At 62.0% G+C, this 16,696-nt stretch carries 16 protein-coding genes and 1 pseudogene; 13 read left to right on the top strand and 4 right to left on the bottom strand.

Annotated features, from left to right (window positions below; translation table 11 throughout):
• Positions 1-5 precede the first annotated feature (5 nt).
• Positions 6-881: a LysR family transcriptional regulator gene (locus tag AO064_RS27430; RefSeq protein ID WP_015885864.1), complete on the bottom strand. Its 876-nt coding sequence runs from the start codon at positions 879-881 to the stop codon at positions 6-8.
• A gap of 114 nt (positions 882-995) precedes the next feature.
• Between AO064_RS27430 and AO064_RS27425 the strand changes: the two genes are divergently transcribed.
• The 3 genes from AO064_RS27425 to catA are packed head-to-tail and all read left to right on the top strand — an operon-like array spanning position 996 to position 3,397.
• A complete protein-coding gene (locus AO064_RS27425; protein WP_064055200.1) occupies positions 996-2,123 on the top strand; it encodes a muconate cycloisomerase family protein in 1,128 nt (375 codons plus the stop codon).
• Between the two features lie 12 nt (positions 2,124-2,135).
• Complete coding sequence (gene catC, locus AO064_RS27420) at positions 2,136-2,426, top strand: muconolactone Delta-isomerase (RefSeq protein ID WP_064055199.1); 291 nt, start codon at positions 2,136-2,138, stop codon at positions 2,424-2,426.
• A gap of 41 nt (positions 2,427-2,467) precedes the next feature.
• Positions 2,468-3,397, top strand: coding sequence for a catechol 1,2-dioxygenase (gene catA / locus AO064_RS27415; RefSeq protein ID WP_064055198.1), 930 nt, complete (start codon positions 2,468-2,470; stop codon positions 3,395-3,397).
• 126 nt (positions 3,398-3,523) lie between these two features.
• On the opposite strand, the gene AO064_RS27410 is transcribed toward catA, so the two are convergent.
• Positions 3,524-3,997, bottom strand: coding sequence for an Lrp/AsnC family transcriptional regulator (locus AO064_RS27410; RefSeq protein WP_015885860.1), 474 nt, complete (start codon positions 3,995-3,997; stop codon positions 3,524-3,526).
• Positions 3,998-4,141: 144 nt separating this feature from the next.
• Here AO064_RS27410 and kynU point away from each other — a divergent pair, with 144 nt between their 5' ends.
• Both kynU and AO064_RS27400 read left to right on the top strand, forming a co-directional pair.
• Positions 4,142-5,392, top strand: coding sequence for a kynureninase (gene kynU / locus AO064_RS27405; protein ID WP_064055197.1), 1,251 nt, complete (start codon positions 4,142-4,144; stop codon positions 5,390-5,392).
• Positions 5,393-5,493: 101 nt separating this feature from the next.
• Entirely contained in the window at positions 5,494-6,900 is a 1,407-nt protein-coding gene (locus AO064_RS27400; RefSeq protein ID WP_064055196.1) for an amino acid permease, read from the top strand.
• Here the strand turns inward: AO064_RS27400 and AO064_RS27395 are convergent.
• Positions 6,846-7,742: a LysR substrate-binding domain-containing protein gene (locus AO064_RS27395; protein ID WP_064055195.1), complete on the bottom strand. Its 897-nt coding sequence runs from the start codon at positions 7,740-7,742 to the stop codon at positions 6,846-6,848. The genes AO064_RS27400 and AO064_RS27395 overlap by 55 nt on opposite strands.
• An 83-nt stretch (positions 7,743-7,825) precedes the next feature.
• Here AO064_RS27395 and AO064_RS27390 point away from each other — a divergent pair, with 83 nt between their 5' ends.
• The 5 genes and pseudogenes from AO064_RS27390 (at position 7,826) to AO064_RS27375 (ending at position 12,234) form a co-directional block, all read left to right on the top strand.
• On the top strand, positions 7,826-8,593 hold the full coding sequence (locus tag AO064_RS27390) for a sulfite exporter TauE/SafE family protein (protein WP_064055222.1): 768 nt from the start codon (positions 7,826-7,828) through the stop codon (positions 8,591-8,593).
• Positions 8,587-8,670 (top strand): annotated as a pseudogene (locus AO064_RS31420) (NADPH quinone reductase MdaB); the annotation flags it as partial. The gene AO064_RS27390 and the pseudogene AO064_RS31420, both read left to right, overlap by 7 nt.
• A 30-nt stretch (positions 8,671-8,700) precedes the next feature.
• Positions 8,701-9,597, top strand: coding sequence for a LysR family transcriptional regulator (locus tag AO064_RS27385; protein WP_064055194.1), 897 nt, complete (start codon positions 8,701-8,703; stop codon positions 9,595-9,597).
• Between the two features lie 103 nt (positions 9,598-9,700).
• Positions 9,701-10,594, top strand: coding sequence for an NAD-dependent epimerase/dehydratase family protein (locus tag AO064_RS27380; protein WP_064055193.1), 894 nt, complete (start codon positions 9,701-9,703; stop codon positions 10,592-10,594).
• Between the two features lie 194 nt (positions 10,595-10,788).
• Positions 10,789-12,234 carry a SulP family inorganic anion transporter gene (locus AO064_RS27375; protein WP_015885853.1) on the top strand — a complete coding sequence of 482 codons (1,446 nt, stop codon included), beginning with the start codon at positions 10,789-10,791 and terminating at the stop codon, positions 12,232-12,234.
• Positions 12,235-12,353: 119 nt separating this feature from the next.
• On the opposite strand, the gene AO064_RS27370 is transcribed toward AO064_RS27375, so the two are convergent.
• Positions 12,354-12,734, bottom strand: coding sequence for a lysozyme inhibitor LprI family protein (locus AO064_RS27370; protein WP_064055192.1), 381 nt, complete (start codon positions 12,732-12,734; stop codon positions 12,354-12,356).
• Between the two features lie 248 nt (positions 12,735-12,982).
• On the opposite strand from AO064_RS27370, the gene AO064_RS27365 reads away from it, so the two are divergent.
• The 3 genes from AO064_RS27365 to AO064_RS27355 are packed head-to-tail and all read left to right on the top strand — an operon-like array spanning position 12,983 to position 16,684.
• Entirely contained in the window at positions 12,983-14,332 is a 1,350-nt protein-coding gene (locus AO064_RS27365; protein ID WP_122256107.1) for a GntT/GntP/DsdX family permease, read from the top strand.
• Positions 14,333-14,358: 26 nt separating this feature from the next.
• Positions 14,359-15,219 carry a MurR/RpiR family transcriptional regulator gene (locus AO064_RS27360; RefSeq protein WP_064055190.1) on the top strand — a complete coding sequence of 287 codons (861 nt, stop codon included), beginning with the start codon at positions 14,359-14,361 and terminating at the stop codon, positions 15,217-15,219.
• A gap of 1 nt (position 15,220) precedes the next feature.
• Positions 15,221-16,684 (top strand): N-acyl-D-amino-acid deacylase family protein, encoded by a 1,464-nt coding sequence (locus AO064_RS27355; RefSeq protein ID WP_064055189.1) that lies wholly within the window; start codon positions 15,221-15,223, stop codon positions 16,682-16,684.
• Positions 16,685-16,696 lie beyond the last annotated feature (12 nt).

Raw genomic sequence — 16,696 nt, 5'->3', positions numbered from 1 at the left:
ACATCTCAGATCAGTTCTTCCACCAGTTGCAGGCAATGACTCAACCCCGGCGACTGATCATGCACCCGCCGGCTGAGAATGATCGGCGACGTCGCCGTGGCTTCCACAATCGGCGTATAGCCAATATCCGCGCGGTGCAGCACCTGCACCGAGGCGGGTACCAGCGTCACGCCCATGCCGGCGCCGACCAGGCCGATGGCGGTCTGCAACTCGTTGGTCCACTGCGCCACCTTGAGGCCCAAGCCATGGGCATCAAACAGCGCGATCACATGGTCGGCATAGCTGGGGCGCGGGTTGCCGGGGTAGAGCACAAACGGTTCGGCGGCCAGTTGAGCCAGCGTGGCCGGCGCGCCCAGCAGCGGGTGGCCAGCCGGCAGCACGGCGACCAGCCGGTCCTCGACCAGCACGCGCTGGACAATGGCCGGGTCGTCGATACGAATCCGCCCGAACCCCACATCGATCCGCCCAGCCTTGAGCGCTTCAACCTGTTGCAAGGTGGTCATTTCCGACAGCCCCAACTCCAGCTCCAGCGCCTCATGGCTGCGCAGTCGCCGAATCAATTCCGGCAGCACGCCGTACAGGGTCGAAGGCGCAAAGCCGATGCCCAGCCAGGTCTTTTCACCCAGGCCGATACGTCGCGTGTTGTCGCAGACCTTGTTCAGTTGTTCCAGCAGCGCATTGGCGTGTTCATAGAAAAACCGCCCGGCCTCGGTCAGCCGCAGCGGTCGGCTACGTTCGAGCAAAATGACGCCCAGCTCATCCTCCAATTGCTGGATCTGTCGGCTCAACGGCGGCTGGGCGATGTGCAGGCGTTCGGCGGCGCGGGTGAAATTCAGGGTTTCCCCCAGCACCTGGAAATAGCGCAGGTGACGCAGTTCCATAATGGCTCCTTTCATACCTTGCGGGTATTGCTTGAGACCCATTCTATATTGGAAGCCTTTAAAGATAAGGGACAGAATCGGCTCAAACCTAAAAATAACCCAGCGGGTATAGCCATGCCGATTTGCCCCATCGAGTCGATCGACACGATCATTGTCGACCTCCCGACCATTCGCCCGCACACGCTGGCGATGCACACCCTGCAAAACCAGACCCTGGTGGTTATCCGCCTGCGCTGCGCCGACGGCATCGAGGGCATCGGCGAAGCCACCACCATTGGCGGCCTGAGCTACGGCAATGAAAGCCCCGACAGCATCAAGGTCAACATCGACCGCCACTTCGCGCCGCTGCTGATCGGCCAGAACGCCAGCAATATCAACGCCGCCATGTTGCGCCTGGAGCGCAGCATCCGTGGCAACACGTTTGCCAAGTCCGGTATCGAAAGCGCCTTGCTCGATGCCCTTGGCAAGCGCCTGAACCTACCGGTCAGCGAACTGCTCGGTGGCCGCGTGCGCGAGGCACTGCCGGTGGCCTGGACCCTGGCCAGCGGCAACACCGAAAAGGACATTGCCGAGGCGGAAAAGATGCTCGACCTGCGCCGCCATCGCATCTTCAAATTGAAAATCGGTGCTGGCGAAGTCAGACATGACCTGGCCCATGTGCTCGCGATCAAAAAGGCCTTGGGTGACCGCGCCAGTGTGCGCGTTGACGTCAATCAAGCCTGGGACGAAGCAGTGGCACTGCGGGCGTGCAAGGTGCTCGGCGACAACGGCATCGACCTGATCGAACAGCCCATCTCACGCAACAACCGTGGCGGCATGGCGCGGCTTAATCTGTCGAGCCCGGCGCCGATCATGGCGGATGAATCCATCGAGTGTGTCGAGGATGCGTTCAACCTGGCCCGCGAAGGCGCGGCGTCGGTGTTCGCCCTCAAGATCGCCAAGAACGGCGGCCCGCGCGCGGTGTTGCGCACCGCGGCGATTGCCGAGGCAGCGGGGATCGGCCTGTATGGCGGCACCATGCTCGAAGGTGGCATCGGCACCCTGGCGTCGGCGCATGCTTTCCTCACGCTGAACAAACTGGCGTGGGACACCGAACTGTTCGGCCCGCTGCTGCTCACCGAAGACATCCTCACCGAGCCACCGGTGTACCGCGATTTCCAACTGCATGTCTCCAATGCACCGGGCCTGGGCCTGGCCATCGATGAAGAGCGTTTGGCGTTCTTCCGTCGTGACAAACACTAAGAGGCACCTGCCATGTTGTTCCACGTAAAAATGACCGTGAACCTGCCCGTCGACATGAGCCCCGAGCGCGCTGCCAGCCTCAAGGCTGACGAAAAAGCGCTGGCGCAGCGGCTGCAGGAGCAAGGTAAGTGGCGCCACCTGTGGCGCATCGCCGGGCACTACGCCAACTACAGCGTGTTCGACGTCGACAGCGTGCAAGAGCTGCACGACCTGCTGATGCAACTGCCGCTTTACCCCTACATGGCCATCGAAGTGAACGCTCTGTGCCGGCACCCGTCGTCGATCCATGAGGACGACCGCTAGGTCGGTGATGCACCCAATAATGACAAGATGAGGAATGCACCATGTCCACCCGACTGTCCCAGACTGCCCATGCCCAACAGTTTCTCGAAGAAGCCAGCGGCAACCTTAACGACGCCGGCAACCCGCGCACCAAGGCGCTGATCTATAGGATCCTGCGCGACACCGTGAACATCATCGAAGACCTCGACGTGACCCCGGAAGAGTTCTGGAAGGCGGTCAATTACCTCAATGAGCTGGGCAAGCACCAGGAAGCCGGTCTGCTCGCCGCCGGGCTGGGCCTGGAGCATTATCTGGACTTGCTGATGGACGCCGCTGATGAAGAAGCCGGTAAATCCGGCGGCACCCCGCGCACTATCGAAGGCCCGCTGTATGTGGCCGGTGCGCCGTTATCGAAGGTCGAGGCGCGGCTGGACGATGGCCAGGACGACGCGGTGCCGCTGTTCATGCGTGGGCAGGTGCGCGACACCGACGGCAAGCCGTTGGCGGGGGCGATTGTGGACGTGTGGCAGGCCAACACCGGCGGTACGTATTCGTGGTTTGATCCGACGCAATCCGAATTCAACCTGCGCCGACGCATCGAGACCGATGCCCAGGGCAACTACCGATTCCGCAGTATCGTGCCATCCGGCTACGGCTGCCCGCCGACCGGGCCGACTCAGCAGTTGCTCGATCAACTGGGGCGCCACGGGCAGCGGCCGGCGCATATCCACTTCTTCATTTCGGCGCCGGGGCATCGGCACCTGACCACGCAGATCAACCTCTCGAACGACCCGTACCTGCATGATGATTTTGCCTACGCGACGCGGGATGAGTTGATCGCCGAGATTCGCTTCAGTGAGGATCCGCAGCTGGCGCGCGAGTTTGGCGTGGAAGGGCGGTTTGCGCAGATTGATTTTGACTTTGAGTTGCAGGTGGCGGATGCCCCGGTGGAGCAGAAGCGCATGCAACGCGTCCGTGCCCTGGAAGATTGATCAACGCGGTAAAAAAGTGTGGGAGGGGGCTTGCTCCCGATAGCAGTGTGTCAGTCACTGATAGGTCTACTGATACGCCGCTATCGGGAGCAAGCCCCCTCCCACATTTGACCGATGGTGTTGCGGTTATTTGCGTACCACCAGGTCCAACACCTCATCCCTATCCTTGATTTTCTGCAACACAATCTCCGAGCGAATATCCATCACCCCCGCCGTGCGGTTCAGGTGGTTCACGATAAAGTCCGAAAAGTGCTTGAGGTTGCGCGCCTGCACCCGCAGCACATAGTTGCTGGCACCGGTGATTACATACGCACTGGCGACTTCCGGCCAGCCCTGCACCTTCTTGATAAACGTCTCGTGCCAATCCTCCACATCCTGGCGCAGGGACAGGTGCACGATGGCCTCCAGCTCGATCCCCAATTGCTCGGCATTCAGCACCGCGCGGTAGCCGCAGATGATGCCTTCGCTCTCCAGCAGACGCAGACGGCGCAGGCACGCGGAGGGCGACAGCGCGACTTTTTCCGCCAGTTCCTGGTTGCTGATGCGGCCATCCTGTTGCAGGAAATGCAGGAGGCGCAGGTCGGTGGCGTCGAGAATCATGGTTAGAATAAATCCGCGTGTTTGGGGGTTAAATTCGAATTTCCTACAGCTTAATTAGCCTGTTGCCCGTCACTTTGCACGAAAATTCTCTAAAACTTCGTTCAAAATTTGGTCCATTCTTACTTATAAAAACCAGGACAGCCCATGACCACTCGAAGCCATTGCCAAGCCCTCGACGCGCAGGACTCGCTGGCGCCATTGCGCAGTCAGTTCGCCTTGCCCGAGGGGGTGATCTACCTCGATGGCAACTCTCTCGGTGCCCGTCCGGTGGCGGCGTTGGCGCGGGCGCAGGCGGTGATTGTCGAAGAGTGGGGCAATGGCCTGATTCGCAGCTGGAACAGCGCCGGTTGGGCGGACTTGTCCCAGCGCCTGGGCAACCGCCTGGCACCGCTGCTCGGTGCGCGTGACGGCGAAGTGGTGATTACAGACACCACCTCCATCAACCTGTTCAAGGTGCTCAGCGCCGCGTTGAGCGTGCAGCGTCAACGCCAGCCGAATCGCAAGGTGATCGTCAGCGAGGCGAGCAACTTTCCCACCGACCTGTACATCGCCGAGGGCCTGGCCGAACTGCTGCAACACGGCTATTCCTTGCGCCTGGTGAACAGCCCGGACGAATTGCCCCAGGCCATTGACCAGGACGTGGCGGTGGTGATGCTCACCCACGTCAACTACAAGACCGGCTACATGTACGACATGCAGGCGCTGACCGCCCTGAGCCATGAGTGTGGCGCGTTGAGCCTCTGGGACCTGGCGCACTCGGCGGGCGCAGTGCCTATCGACCTGCATCAGGCCGGTGCCGATTACGCGATCGGCTGCACCTACAAGTACCTCAACGGTGGCCCGGGCTCCCAGGCATTTGTGTGGGTCAACCCGGCGTTGGTGGACCTGGTGCGTCAGCCGCTGTCGGGCTGGTTCGGGCACACCCGGCAGTTCGCCATGGAATCGACTTACGCACCGAGTGCCGGTATCGCACGCTACCTGTGCGGCACGCAGCCGATCACCTCGCTGGCGATGGTGGAGTGCGGCCTGGAGATTTTTGCCCAGACCGACATGGCCAGCTTGCGCAGCAAATCCCTGGCGTTGACCGACCTGTTTATTGCGCTGGTGGAAACGCGTTGCGCGGCCCATGAACTGGTGTTGATCACCCCGCGTGAGCACGCCCGGCGTGGTAGCCATGTGAGCTTCGAGCACCCTGAAGGCTACGCCGTGATCCAGGCCTTGATCGCCCGTGGCGTGATCGGTGACTACCGCGAGCCGCGCATCATGCGTTTCGGATTTACGCCGTTGTACACAAGCTTCACTGAGGTCTGGGACGCCGTGGAAATCCTCGGCGACATCCTCGACAACCACACCTGGAACCAGCCGCAATTCAAAGTCCGTAACAGCGTCACCTGACACAACGCCGATCAAACTGTGGCAGGGGGCTTACCCCCTCCCACAGGGGATCTGCGTGAATATCCAAACGGTGCAATCACAATAATAAAGGGGCACACCACGTGACCACGCCAGACACCGGCTTTGCCGAGATCACCCACCGCGAACTGGGCCTGCGGCGCCAGCTCACTTCCGGCCAGATGAGCATGATCGCCATCGGTGGCGCCATCGGCACCGGGCTGTTCATGGGCAGCGCCTACGCCATCGGTTATGCCGGGCCCAGTGTGCTGGTGAGCTACGCCATCGGCGCGTTGATCACGTTGCTGCTGATGGGATGCCTGGCGGAGATGACGGTGGCCCATTCCACCTCGGGCTCCTTCGGCGCCTACGCCGAGTTCTACATCAGCCCGCTGGCCGGTTTCCTGGTGCGCTACGCCTACTGGGCGGCGATTGTGCTGGCGGTGGGCGCCGAGGTTACGGCGGTGGCGATGTACATGAAGTACTGGTTCGCCAACGTGCCGGAATGGGTGTGGATCGTGTCGTTTTCCAGCGCGCTGATCCTGCTCAACGCCATCAGCGTGAAGACCTTCGGTAACTTCGAATACTGGTTCTCGACGATCAAGATCAGCGCCATCGTCGGCTTCATCCTCCTTGCCGTGTACGTGGTATTCGGTTCCGGCAACCCGGACTACGGCGTGCAGAACTACACGGCCCACGATGGTTTTTTCCCCCATGGCCTGAGCGGCATGTGGATCGCGGTGATCGTGTCGATCTTCAGCTACCTGAGTGTGGAGATGATTGCCGTGGCTGCCGGTGAAGCGGCGGACCCGGAACAGGCGGTGAAGAAAGCCTTCCGCGCCACCCTCGTGCGCCTGGTGGTGTTTTATCTGCTGACCCTGGCGCTGATGCTGGCCATCGTGCCGTGGAACCAGGCCGGGCAGACCCAAAGCCCGTTCGTCACAGTGATGCAGACCATCGGTATTCCCGGCGCCACCGGGGTGATGAATTTCGTGATCCTGATCGCGGCGCTGTCGGCGATGAACAGCCAGCTTTACATCACCACGCGCATGATGTTCAGCCTGTCCCGCGCCGGCTTTGCGCCCAAGTCAATGGGCGCCTTGAGCAAGAGCGGCATTCCGCTGAACGCGTTGCTGCTGTCCAGCTCGGGCATTGCCCTGGCGACCTTGCTGAACGTGGTGTACCCGGAAAGCTCGTTCACCCTGATGATGGCGATTTCGATGTTTGGCGCGATCTTTACCTGGTTCATGATCTTCCTCACGCACCTGTGCTTCCGCCGTTACCGCAAGCGCCATGGCGGGCCGAAGCTGTCGTTCCAACTGCGGTTGTTTCCCTACAGCACCCTGCTTGGCCTGGTGCTGATGGGCGCGGTAATGATCACCACCTATTTCACCGAGGCGTTCAAGATGACCCTGGTGTTTGGCGTGCCGTTCCTGCTGATTCTGTCGGCGGTGTACTACGGGTTTTTCCGCAAGGGCAGGGCCAAGGCGTCGAACAAGGCTTTGGCGTAACCGGGCAGATGCTCAAACGCGCGCGCGCAGAGCAGTAGCCTGCGACAGGCCCAGTCCTCTGTGAGCGGCTGGGCCTTGAAGCAACGTTCTGAACGCCAACGCTCCAGTGCCGCCTGGGGCACGATACCCAGGCCGGCGCCACGGGCGACCATGCGAATCACCCCATCAAACCCCTCGGCACGGATGCGTGTCTGCAAGCGGAAACCGGCGTGCAGCGCCTGTTCTTCCAGGTACACCGCCAGGGCGCTGTCAGCGGCCAGGCCGACGTAGTCGTGTTGGAGGCTGTCGATGAAGCTCACGTGTTGCGTGGTGAGCGGATGGTCCAGCGGCATGATCAATACCAGCGGGTCATCGCGAAACGGCAGGGTTTGCAGGCCGTGGGTGTCGACGGCGTCGGAAATGATCCCGAGGTCTGCCGTGCCCTGGCGCAAGGCCTGGGTAATGCGCAGGCTCGGCAGCTCCTGCAGGTCGATATCGAGGTTAGGATGCTCGCGCAAAAAGTCCGCCAGCAGTTCGGGCAGGTATTCGCTGAGGGCGGTGGTGTTGCACAGCAGGCGCACCTGGCCTTTGACGCCGTTGGCGTATGCCGCCAGGTCCTGTTGCAGGTGCTCGGCCTGTTGCAGCAACAGCCGGGCGTGACGGGCGAGGGCTTTACCGGCGGGCGTGGGTGTGACGCCACGGCGGCCGCGTTGAAAAAACTCGATACCCAGCGACGCCTCCATTGCACGGATACGCGCACTGGCGGCGGCCAGGGACAAATGACTGCGGGCCGCCCCGGCGGTGATGTTGCCGGTGTCGACGATGTGCAGGTAAAGGCGCAGGTCTATCAGGTCAAAGTGCATGGGCACCAGCCTCAGGCAAAACGAGAGTCTGCCTCAGTATATGGCGCATTTTCCAACGCGCCTCAATGCTCGACAATCCGCCCATGAATACCTTCCTCGCGTTCTACCAACATATCGGCCCCGCCTTGACGCTGCTGGTGATCGGCACCTTCCTGCTGGCCGGTACCGTCAAAGGCGTGATCGGCCTCGGTCTGCCCACCGTCGCCATGGGCCTGCTCGGCCTGGCTATGCTCCCGGCGCAGGCAGCCGCATTGCTGATCATTCCCTCGACCGTGACCAATCTGTGGCAACTGGCATTCGGCGGTCACCTGAGCGCCTTGATCAAGCGCCTCTGGCCGATGCTGCTGCTGATCTTCCTCGGCACCGGGCTTGGCACGTTATGGCTGGGCATGGACGGGGGTGGCTGGGTCGTTCATGCGTTGGGCGGGGCGTTGCTGGTGTATGCACTGAGCGGCTTGTTCCTGCCCTCGTTCAAGGTAGCGCCGCACACCGAACGCTGGCTGGGCCCGCTGTGCGGGGGGATCACCGGCATCATCACCTCGGCGACCGGTGTGTTTGTGATTCCTGCCGTGCCGTATCTGCAAGCCCTCGGCTTGAGCCGTGATCAGTTGGTGCAAGCGCTGGGGCTGTCATTCACCGTGTCGACGCTGGCACTCGCTGCCGGTTTGGCCTGGCGCGGCACTTTGGGCGGTGGAGAGCTGAACGCGTCATTGCTGGCGCTGGTGCCGGCGCTGTTGGGCATGTGGTTGGGCCAGGTGGTGCGCCAGCGCATCAGTGCGCTGTTGTTCAAGCGCGTGTTCTTCATCGGCATGGCGTTGCTCGGCGGCCATCTGCTGATCAGTGGGACGTGATGAAGCGCCCGGCGATCGAGGCTCATGTGGTGCGCTACGAGCCGCATCTGGCGCAGGTGTTTAATTTCTCGGTGTAAGCTGCTGTGAACCGATAACGAGGCGCGCCCGTGAAAGCCCGATCCGATGAGCTACAGATCTTCGTCAGCGTGATTGAATGCGGTTCGATTTCCGCTGCCGCCGAGCAGGTCGGGCAGACGCCCTCGGCGGTCAGCCGCACCTTGTCGCGCCTGGAGGCCAAGCTCGACACCACGCTGATCAACCGCACGACGCGGCGCATGGACCTGACCGAGGAGGGCAAGTACTTCTTCGAACAGGCCAAGGTGATCTTGGCGCACATGGAGGCGTTGGAAGAGCGCCTGTCGTCGCGCCAGAAGAAACCGGCGGGGCGCCTGCGCATCAATGCTGCCGTGCCGTTCATGCTGCATGGGATCGTGCCGTACATCGCCGAGTTTCGCAGCCTCTACCCGGAGATCCTGCTGGAGCTGAACAGCGATGACTTGATCATCGACCTGCTGGAACAGAGCACGGACATCGCCATTCGCATTGGCGCCCTGGCTGACTCCACCCTGCATGCGCGCGCGCTCGGTTCTACGCCGTTGCATATCCTCGCCAGCCCCGAGTACCTCAAGCAACACGGCACGCCAACCACGGTCGCCGAGTTGGCGGGCCACACGCTGCTGGGGTTCACCCAGACCGAAACCCTCAACCACTGGCCGCTGCGCCATGTGGAGGGCGACCGCTGGTTGATCCAGCCCCGCGTGGCGGCGTCCAGCGGCGAAACCGTGCGGCAATTGGCGCTGGAAGGGCAGGGCATCTGCTGCCTATCGAACTTCATGACCGTCGACGATATTGACGCCGGTCGCCTGGTGCCGGTGCTGGAGGCGTTCAACAGTGGTTATCGCCAGCCGATCCACGCGGTGTTCTATCGCAACTCGCAGTTGGCGTTGCGCATCCAGTGTTTCCTCGACTTTATCCAGGCCAAACTGGCGCGGTATGCCTGCTGATTCGTGATCTGCACGCAAGAGTGAATTGGGCAGCAGGGGCTTATTCGTCAGGGATGAGCCCTTGATACTGAGCTCATCACTTACCCAGTCAGGAGCACTCTCCATGAACGTATTCGTTACCGGCGCCGCCGGTTTTATCGGTGGTTCCATCGCCACCGGCCTGGTCAAGGCTGGCCACACGGTAACCGGCCTGGTGCGCAGCGCTGAGCAAGCGGCTGAGATGACCGCCTTGGGCATCACCCCGGTGATCGGCACCCTTGACGACGACGCCGTGTTGACCGAACAAGCGCAGAAGGCCGACGCGGTGATCAATGCCGCGAGCAGCGACCATCGCGTCGCCGTGGAAACCCTGTTGACGGCATTGCAGGGCTCGAACAAGCCGTTCCTGCACACCAGCGGTTCGAGCATTGTCGGTGATGCGTCGGGTGGCAAGTCCAGCGATGTCATTTACGTTGAAGACAATCTGCCGGAGCCGACCGTCGACAAGGCTGCCCGCGTGGCCATCGACAACCTGATCCTGGCGGCGGCCCATGACGACGTGAATTCAGCGGTGATCTGCAACACCCTGATCTACGGCCACAGCCTGGGCGTGAAGCGCGACAGCGTGCAATTGCCGCGTCTGCTCAAGCAGGCACGCAAAAGCGGCGTGGTGCGCCATGTGGGCAGTGGGCAGAACATCTGGTCCAACGTGCACATTGATGACGTGGTGGCGCTGTACCTGCTGGCACTGACCAAGAACGTGCCGGGCACCTTCTACTTCGTGGAAAGCGGCGAGGCGTCGTTTATCGACATGACCACCGCGATTGCCGAAGCCCTGAACCTGGGCAAACCGCAGGATTGGCCTTTGGCCGACGCTGAAGCCGAGTGGGGCTATGAAATGGCCAACTATGGCTTGGGCTCCAACAGCCGGGTGCGTGGTAAGCATGCCCGTGAGTTGCTGGGCTGGGTGCCCAAGCGTACGTCGGTCGTGGAGTGGATTCGCCACGAAATGGTGTGATGTTCACCTGAGTCCGAGGTGTCGCCATCGGGGGCTCGCCCCTCCCACATGTGTTGGCATTCCAAGCGTGGAACTCGGTCAACTGTGGGAGGGGGCTTGTCCCCGATGGGTTCGACTTGGTCTCCCTGACTAGCTCCCCTCGCCGCAATTCCGTACCATTCCCCGCCTTATCCCCCGCATTACCCTGGTACCTCATGAACCTCACCCGTCTGCGCGCCGATGCCCTGGCTGGCCTCACCACGTCTTTTGCGCTGCTGCCCGAATGCATTGCCTTCGCCCTTGTGGCTCACCTCAACCCGCTGATGGGGCTCTATGGCGCCTTTATCATCTGCACACTGACCGCGTTATTCGGCGGTCGCCCTGGCATGGTGTCCGGTGCGGCAGGCTCGATGGCGGTGGTGATCGTCGCGTTGGTGGTTCAGCACGGCGTGGAGTATCTGCTGGCCACGGTATTGCTGGGCGGGCTGATCATGGTCGCCTTCGGCCTGTTGCGCCTGGGCAAGCTGGTGCGCATGGTGCCGCATCCGGTGATGCTGGGCTTCGTCAACGGCCTGGCGATCATCATTGCCCTGGCGCAGTTGGAGCATTTCAAGAGCGGTGAACACTGGCTCACGGGCACGTCGCTGTACGTGATGACCGGCCTGGTGCTGGTGACCATGGCCATCGTCTACCTGCTGCCACGCATCACCCGCGCCGTGCCGCCCGCGCTGGTGGCGATCCTGGGCGTCGGCCTGGCGGTGTACCTGCTCGGCCTGCCGACCCGCACGTTGGGTGACATGGCCCACATCGCCGGCGGCCTGCCGACCTTCGCGCTACCGCAGATTCCGTGGAACCTGGAAACCTTGGGCATCATTGCCCCCTACGCGTTCCTGATGGCCATGGTCGGCCTGCTGGAAACCCTGCTGACCCTCAACCTCACCGATGAAATCACCGAGACCCGTGGCTACCCGGACCGTGAAAGCGTGGCGCTGGGCGCGGCCAACATGGTTTCGGGCGTATTCGGCGGCATGGGCGGTTGCGCGATGATCGGGCAAACCGTGATCAACCTCAGCTCCGGCGGGCGCGGGCGTTTCTCCGGGGTGTTTGCCGGGGTGATGATCCTGTTGTTCATTCTGTTCCTGTCGCCGTTGATCGAGCGGATCCCGCTGGCGGCGTTGGTGGGCGTGATGTTCGTGGTGTCCCAGCAGACCTTCGCCTGGGCGTCGCTGCGGGTGATCAACAAGGTGCCGCTCAATGACGTGCTGGTGATCATCGCGGTGACGGTGATCACCGTGTTCACCGACCTGGCCACGGCGGTGCTGTGCGGGATCGTGATTGCGGCGCTGAATTTCGCCTGGCAACAAGCGCGGGAGCTGTATGCGGATGAGCACCTGGAAGCCGATGGCAGCAAGCTCTATCGCCTGCATGGCACGTTGTTCTTTGCCTCGACAACGCCGTTTTTGAATCAGTTCGACCCGGCCAACGACCCGGACCAGGTGACGCTGGATTGCCGTCACCTGAGTTTTGTCGACTATTCAGCGATTGCCGCCTTGATGACCCTGCGTGAGCGTTACACCAAGGCGGGCAAGCACTTGCGGGTGCTGCATTTGTCCGAGCGCTGCAAGAAGTTGCTCAAGCGTGCCAAAGTTCACCACGACTGATTGAGCCGCTTCTGCATTACCGGGCTGGTCTGCAGAGCGCAGCGCTGCGAAGGTTTTTGGGGCCGCTGCGCAGCCCAGCGGGAGCAAGCTCCCTCGCCACGGGAGGTCGGCTTGTGCAGTTATGGCCCGACCAGGTCTTCCAGCTCTTGGGCGCGGGTTTGGGTCATGTCGAGCACGCAGCCGGAGCCGTTGACCTGGTCGAGGGTGCCGCCGGTGGCGGAGCCTGCGAAACCGCAATTGGCGTCACGGTATTTTATCCACAGGCGCTGCACGTCTTGCAGTTGCTGTTTGCGCGCGCCTTCCTGGGCGGCGAGGGCGGTCTTGTAGGCCCTGTTCAGGCGCGCATCCTGCACCTTGGTTTCCTTGGCGTTGCAACCGACCATGTCTGCGGTCGTATTGGCGCTGTCCATGCATTTTTTCAAGGCGGCGTTGTCGGCGGCCGAGGCGGTGCCGCAGAGGGCGAGAAGCATAGCGCTGGCGGCAAGGGCGGTGCGAATCATGGTCGGTGTTCCTGGGCATGAGTGGAGGCGCATTCTATGACTCGATGGCGCACGTTGAGTTTCCGGCATCGTCTGATCTTCATGTAAGAACACCCCTCGAATTTTCATACACGGTTGTCGGGCATATCCCAGCGCGACACCGCTTGTCCGTTGGCGAAAATTACTTTCATAAAAATTGAAAACACTCCTCGGTAATGATTTATGAGTTTCACAACTCATTCGACGTGACCCTTTCCGAGGAGTACCGCATGGCCGCATCACCGGGCTTGGGGCTATTGGCATACGCTGCCATCGCCATCATTGCTTTGATCGTGCTGATTGCACGTTACCGGCTCAATCCGTTTATCGTCATCACCCTGGTGTCCATCGGCCTGGCGCTGATGGCCGGGATGCCGGCGGACACCATTATGGGCTCTTACGAAGCGGGCGTCGGCAAGACCCTGGGGCATATCGCCCTGGTCGTGGCGCTGGGCACCATGCTTGGCAAGATGATGGCCGAGTCCGGCGGTGCCGAGCAGGTGGCGCGTACGTTGATCAACCGGTTTGGCGAGCGCAATGCGCACTGGGCCATGGTGTGCATCGCCTTTCTGGTGGGATTGCCGCTGTTTTTCGAGGTGGGTTTTGTGCTGCTGGTGCCGATCGCCTTTACCGTGGCGCGGCGTGTGGGCGTGTCGATCCTGATGGTCGGTTTGCCGATGGTCGCCGGCCTGTCGGTGGTGCATGCGCTGGTGCCGCCGCACCCGGCCGCGATGATGGCGGTGCTGGCGTATAACGCATCGGTGGGGCAGACCGTGCTGTATGCGATCCTCATTGGTATCCCCACGGCAATCATCGCCGGCCCGCTCTACGCCAAATTCATTGTGCCGCGCATTCACCTGCCGGCGGAAAATCCGCTGGAACGCCAGTTCATCGACCGCGAACCGCGTACACGCTTGCCAAGCTTTACGCTGACCATGGGCACCATTCTGTTGCCGGTGGTGCTGATGATGATCGGCGGCTGGGCCAACGTGATTTCCACGCCGGGCACCGGTTTCAACCAGTTCCTGCTGTTTATCGGCAACTCGGTGATTGCGCTGCTGGTGGCGACCTTGGTGAGCTTCTGGACCTTGGGTATTGCGCAGGGTTTCAACCGCGAGTCGATCCTCACGTTCACCAATGAATGCCTCGCGCCGACCGCGAGCATCACCTTGCTGGTGGGGGCGGGGGGCGGCTTGAACCGGATCCTGGTGGACGCCGGAGTGACTAACGAAATTCTTGGTCTGGCCCACGCGTTCCACTTGTCGCCGCTGGTGATGGGGTGGCTGTTTGCCGCGTTGATGCGGATCGCCACGGGCTCGGCCACCGTTGCCATGACCACCGCCTCTGGTGTTGTAGCACCGGTCGCCATGGGCCTGGGTTATCCACACCCCGAATTGCTGGTGTTGGCCACCGGTGCGGGCTCGGTGATCTTTTCCCACGTGAACGACGGCGGCTTCTGGCTGATCAAGGAATACTTCAATATGACGGTGATCCAGACCTTCAAGACCTGGACCGTGCTGGAGACGTTGATTTCTGTGGTGGCATTCGGTCTCACCTACGGCCTGTCTCTTGTTTTATGAGCCTCATTTTGTAACCCGGAGACCCCATGGACATCCTCTACCAGATCCGCGCCCGTCAGGATTCCTTCAGCGCCGGCGAAGGGCGTATCGCCAAGCTGATGCTCGATGATGTGGGCTTTGCCGCGTCGGCCAGCCTGGAGGCATTGTCCCAACGGGCCGAGGTCAGCACGGCCACCTTGTCGCGGTTCGCGCGCAGTGTGGGGTGTAGGGACTTGCGTGACTTGCGCCTGCAATTGGCGCAGGCCAGTGGGGTCGGCAGTCGCTTCCTCGACCCTGCGGGGTTACCGGAGCAATCGGCGTTTCATCGGCAGATCCTGGGGGATATCGAGGCGACGTTGCGCCAGCACTTGTCCGGGTTCAACCAGGCGAGCTTTGTTGATGCGGTCAACCTGCTGGGCAAGGCGCGGATGATCCATGCGTTCGGTATGGGCGGCCCGTCGAGCCTGTGCAGCGATGAGTTGCAGGTACGGCTGGTGCGTCTGGGCTATCCGATTGCCGCCTGTCATGACCCCGTGATGATGCGTGTCACGGCCGCGACCCTGGGGCCGGAGCATGCGCTGATCGTGTGCTCCTTGACCGGCCTCACCCCCGAACTGCTGGACGTGGTGGAACTGGCGCGCAACTACGACGCGCGCATCGTCGCCATCACCCTTGCGGATTCACCCTTGGCGCAACTGGCAGATGTGCTGCTGCCGCTGCAACCGGCCGAAACCAGCTTTATCTACAAACCCACGGCGGCGCGCTACGGCATGCTGCTGGCCATCGACCTGCTCGCTACCGAGCTGGCCTTGGCCCTGCCGGACGACAACCAGGAGCGCCTGCGCCGGATCAAGCTGGCCCTGGACGATTATCGCGGTGGCCCTGACAGCCTGCCGCTTGGAGACTGAAATGAAGTACGACACGTTGATACGCCAGGCGCTGATCATTGATGGCAGCAACACGCCCGGCTATGTCGCTGATGTGGGGCTGCGCGACGGGCGCATCGAAGCGATTGGCGATTTGTCGACGGCCATGGCCGAGCATGAAGTTGACGCCACCGGCCGCGTGTTGGCGCCGGGGTTCATTGACGTGCACACCCACGACGACACGGTGGTGATCCGCCACCCGCAGATGTTGCCCAAGCTCAGCCAGGGCGTGACCACGGTGATTGTCGGCAACTGCGGCATCAGCGCGTCGCCTGTGAGCTTGCGCAGCGATCCGCCGGACCCGATGAACCTGTTGGGCACGCGTGAGGCGTTTGTTTACCCGCGTTTTGCCGATTACCGGGCTGCAGTAGAAAGCGCACATCCTGCGGTGAACGTCGCGGCGTTGATCGGCCATACCGCGTTGCGCAGCAACCACATGGACGACCTGCACCGCACCGCCTCGGCGGATGAAATCGCCGCCATGCGCGTGCAGTTGCAAGAGAGCCTCGAAGCCGGCGCCCTCGGTTTATCCACAGGCCTGGCCTACGCCAGTGCATTCAACGCCGAGACCGACGAAGTGCTGCAACTGAGTGAGGCCCTCACCGCGTTCGGTGCGGTGTACACCACCCATTTGCGCAGTGAATTCGAACCGGTGCTGGAGGCGATGGACGAGGCGTTTCTGATCGGCCGACATGCCAAGGTGCCGGTGATCATTTCCCACCTCAAATGTGCCGGTGCCGGTAATTGGGGGCGTAGTCCGCAGCTGTTGGCGTCGCTGGAACGGGCGGCGAAAACCCATCCGGTGGGCTGTGATTGCTACCCCTATGCCGCGAGTTCTTCGACCCTGGACCTCAAACAAGTGACGGACGCGTTTCGTATCACCATTACCTGGTCGACGCCGTGCCCGGCGATGGGCGGGCGCGATTTGCAGGAGATTGCCGCTGAGTGGGACGTTTCGTTGATGGACGCCGCACGCCGGCTACAACCGGCAGGGGCGGTGTATTACGGGATGGACGAGGCGGATGTGCGGCGGATCCTGGCGCATCCGTTATCGATGGTGGGGTCGGATGGTTTGCCTGAGGATCCGTTCCCGCATCCGCGTTTGTGGGGCGCGTTTCCACGGGTGCTGGGGCATTTCAGCCGCGATGTGGGGTTGTTCCCGTTGCACACCGCTGTGCACAAGATGACCGGCTTGTCCGCGGCGCGTTTTGGCCTGGCTGATCGGGGTGAAATCCGCGAGGGACACTGGGCTGACCTGGTGTTGTTCGACCCGTTGCGCGTGCGTGATGTGGCGGACTTCAAGGAACCGCAGCGCGCGGCCGAGGGCATCGATGGGGTGTGGGTCAACGGCGTGTTGAGCTACAGCGACGGGCAGGCGAATGGCCAGCGGCCGGGTCGTTTCCTGGCACGCAGTGGGGATTTGCGTCGTGGGTTTTCGTCTCTATAGTGGGCGTTCTCA

The sequence above is a fragment of the Pseudomonas marginalis genome (genome assembly GCF_001645105.1).
Lineage (GTDB): Bacteria > Pseudomonadota > Gammaproteobacteria > Pseudomonadales > Pseudomonadaceae > Aquipseudomonas > Aquipseudomonas petroselini.
Note: the sequence above shows the minus strand (reverse complement) of the source record. Positions and strands in the feature narration are given on the sequence as shown.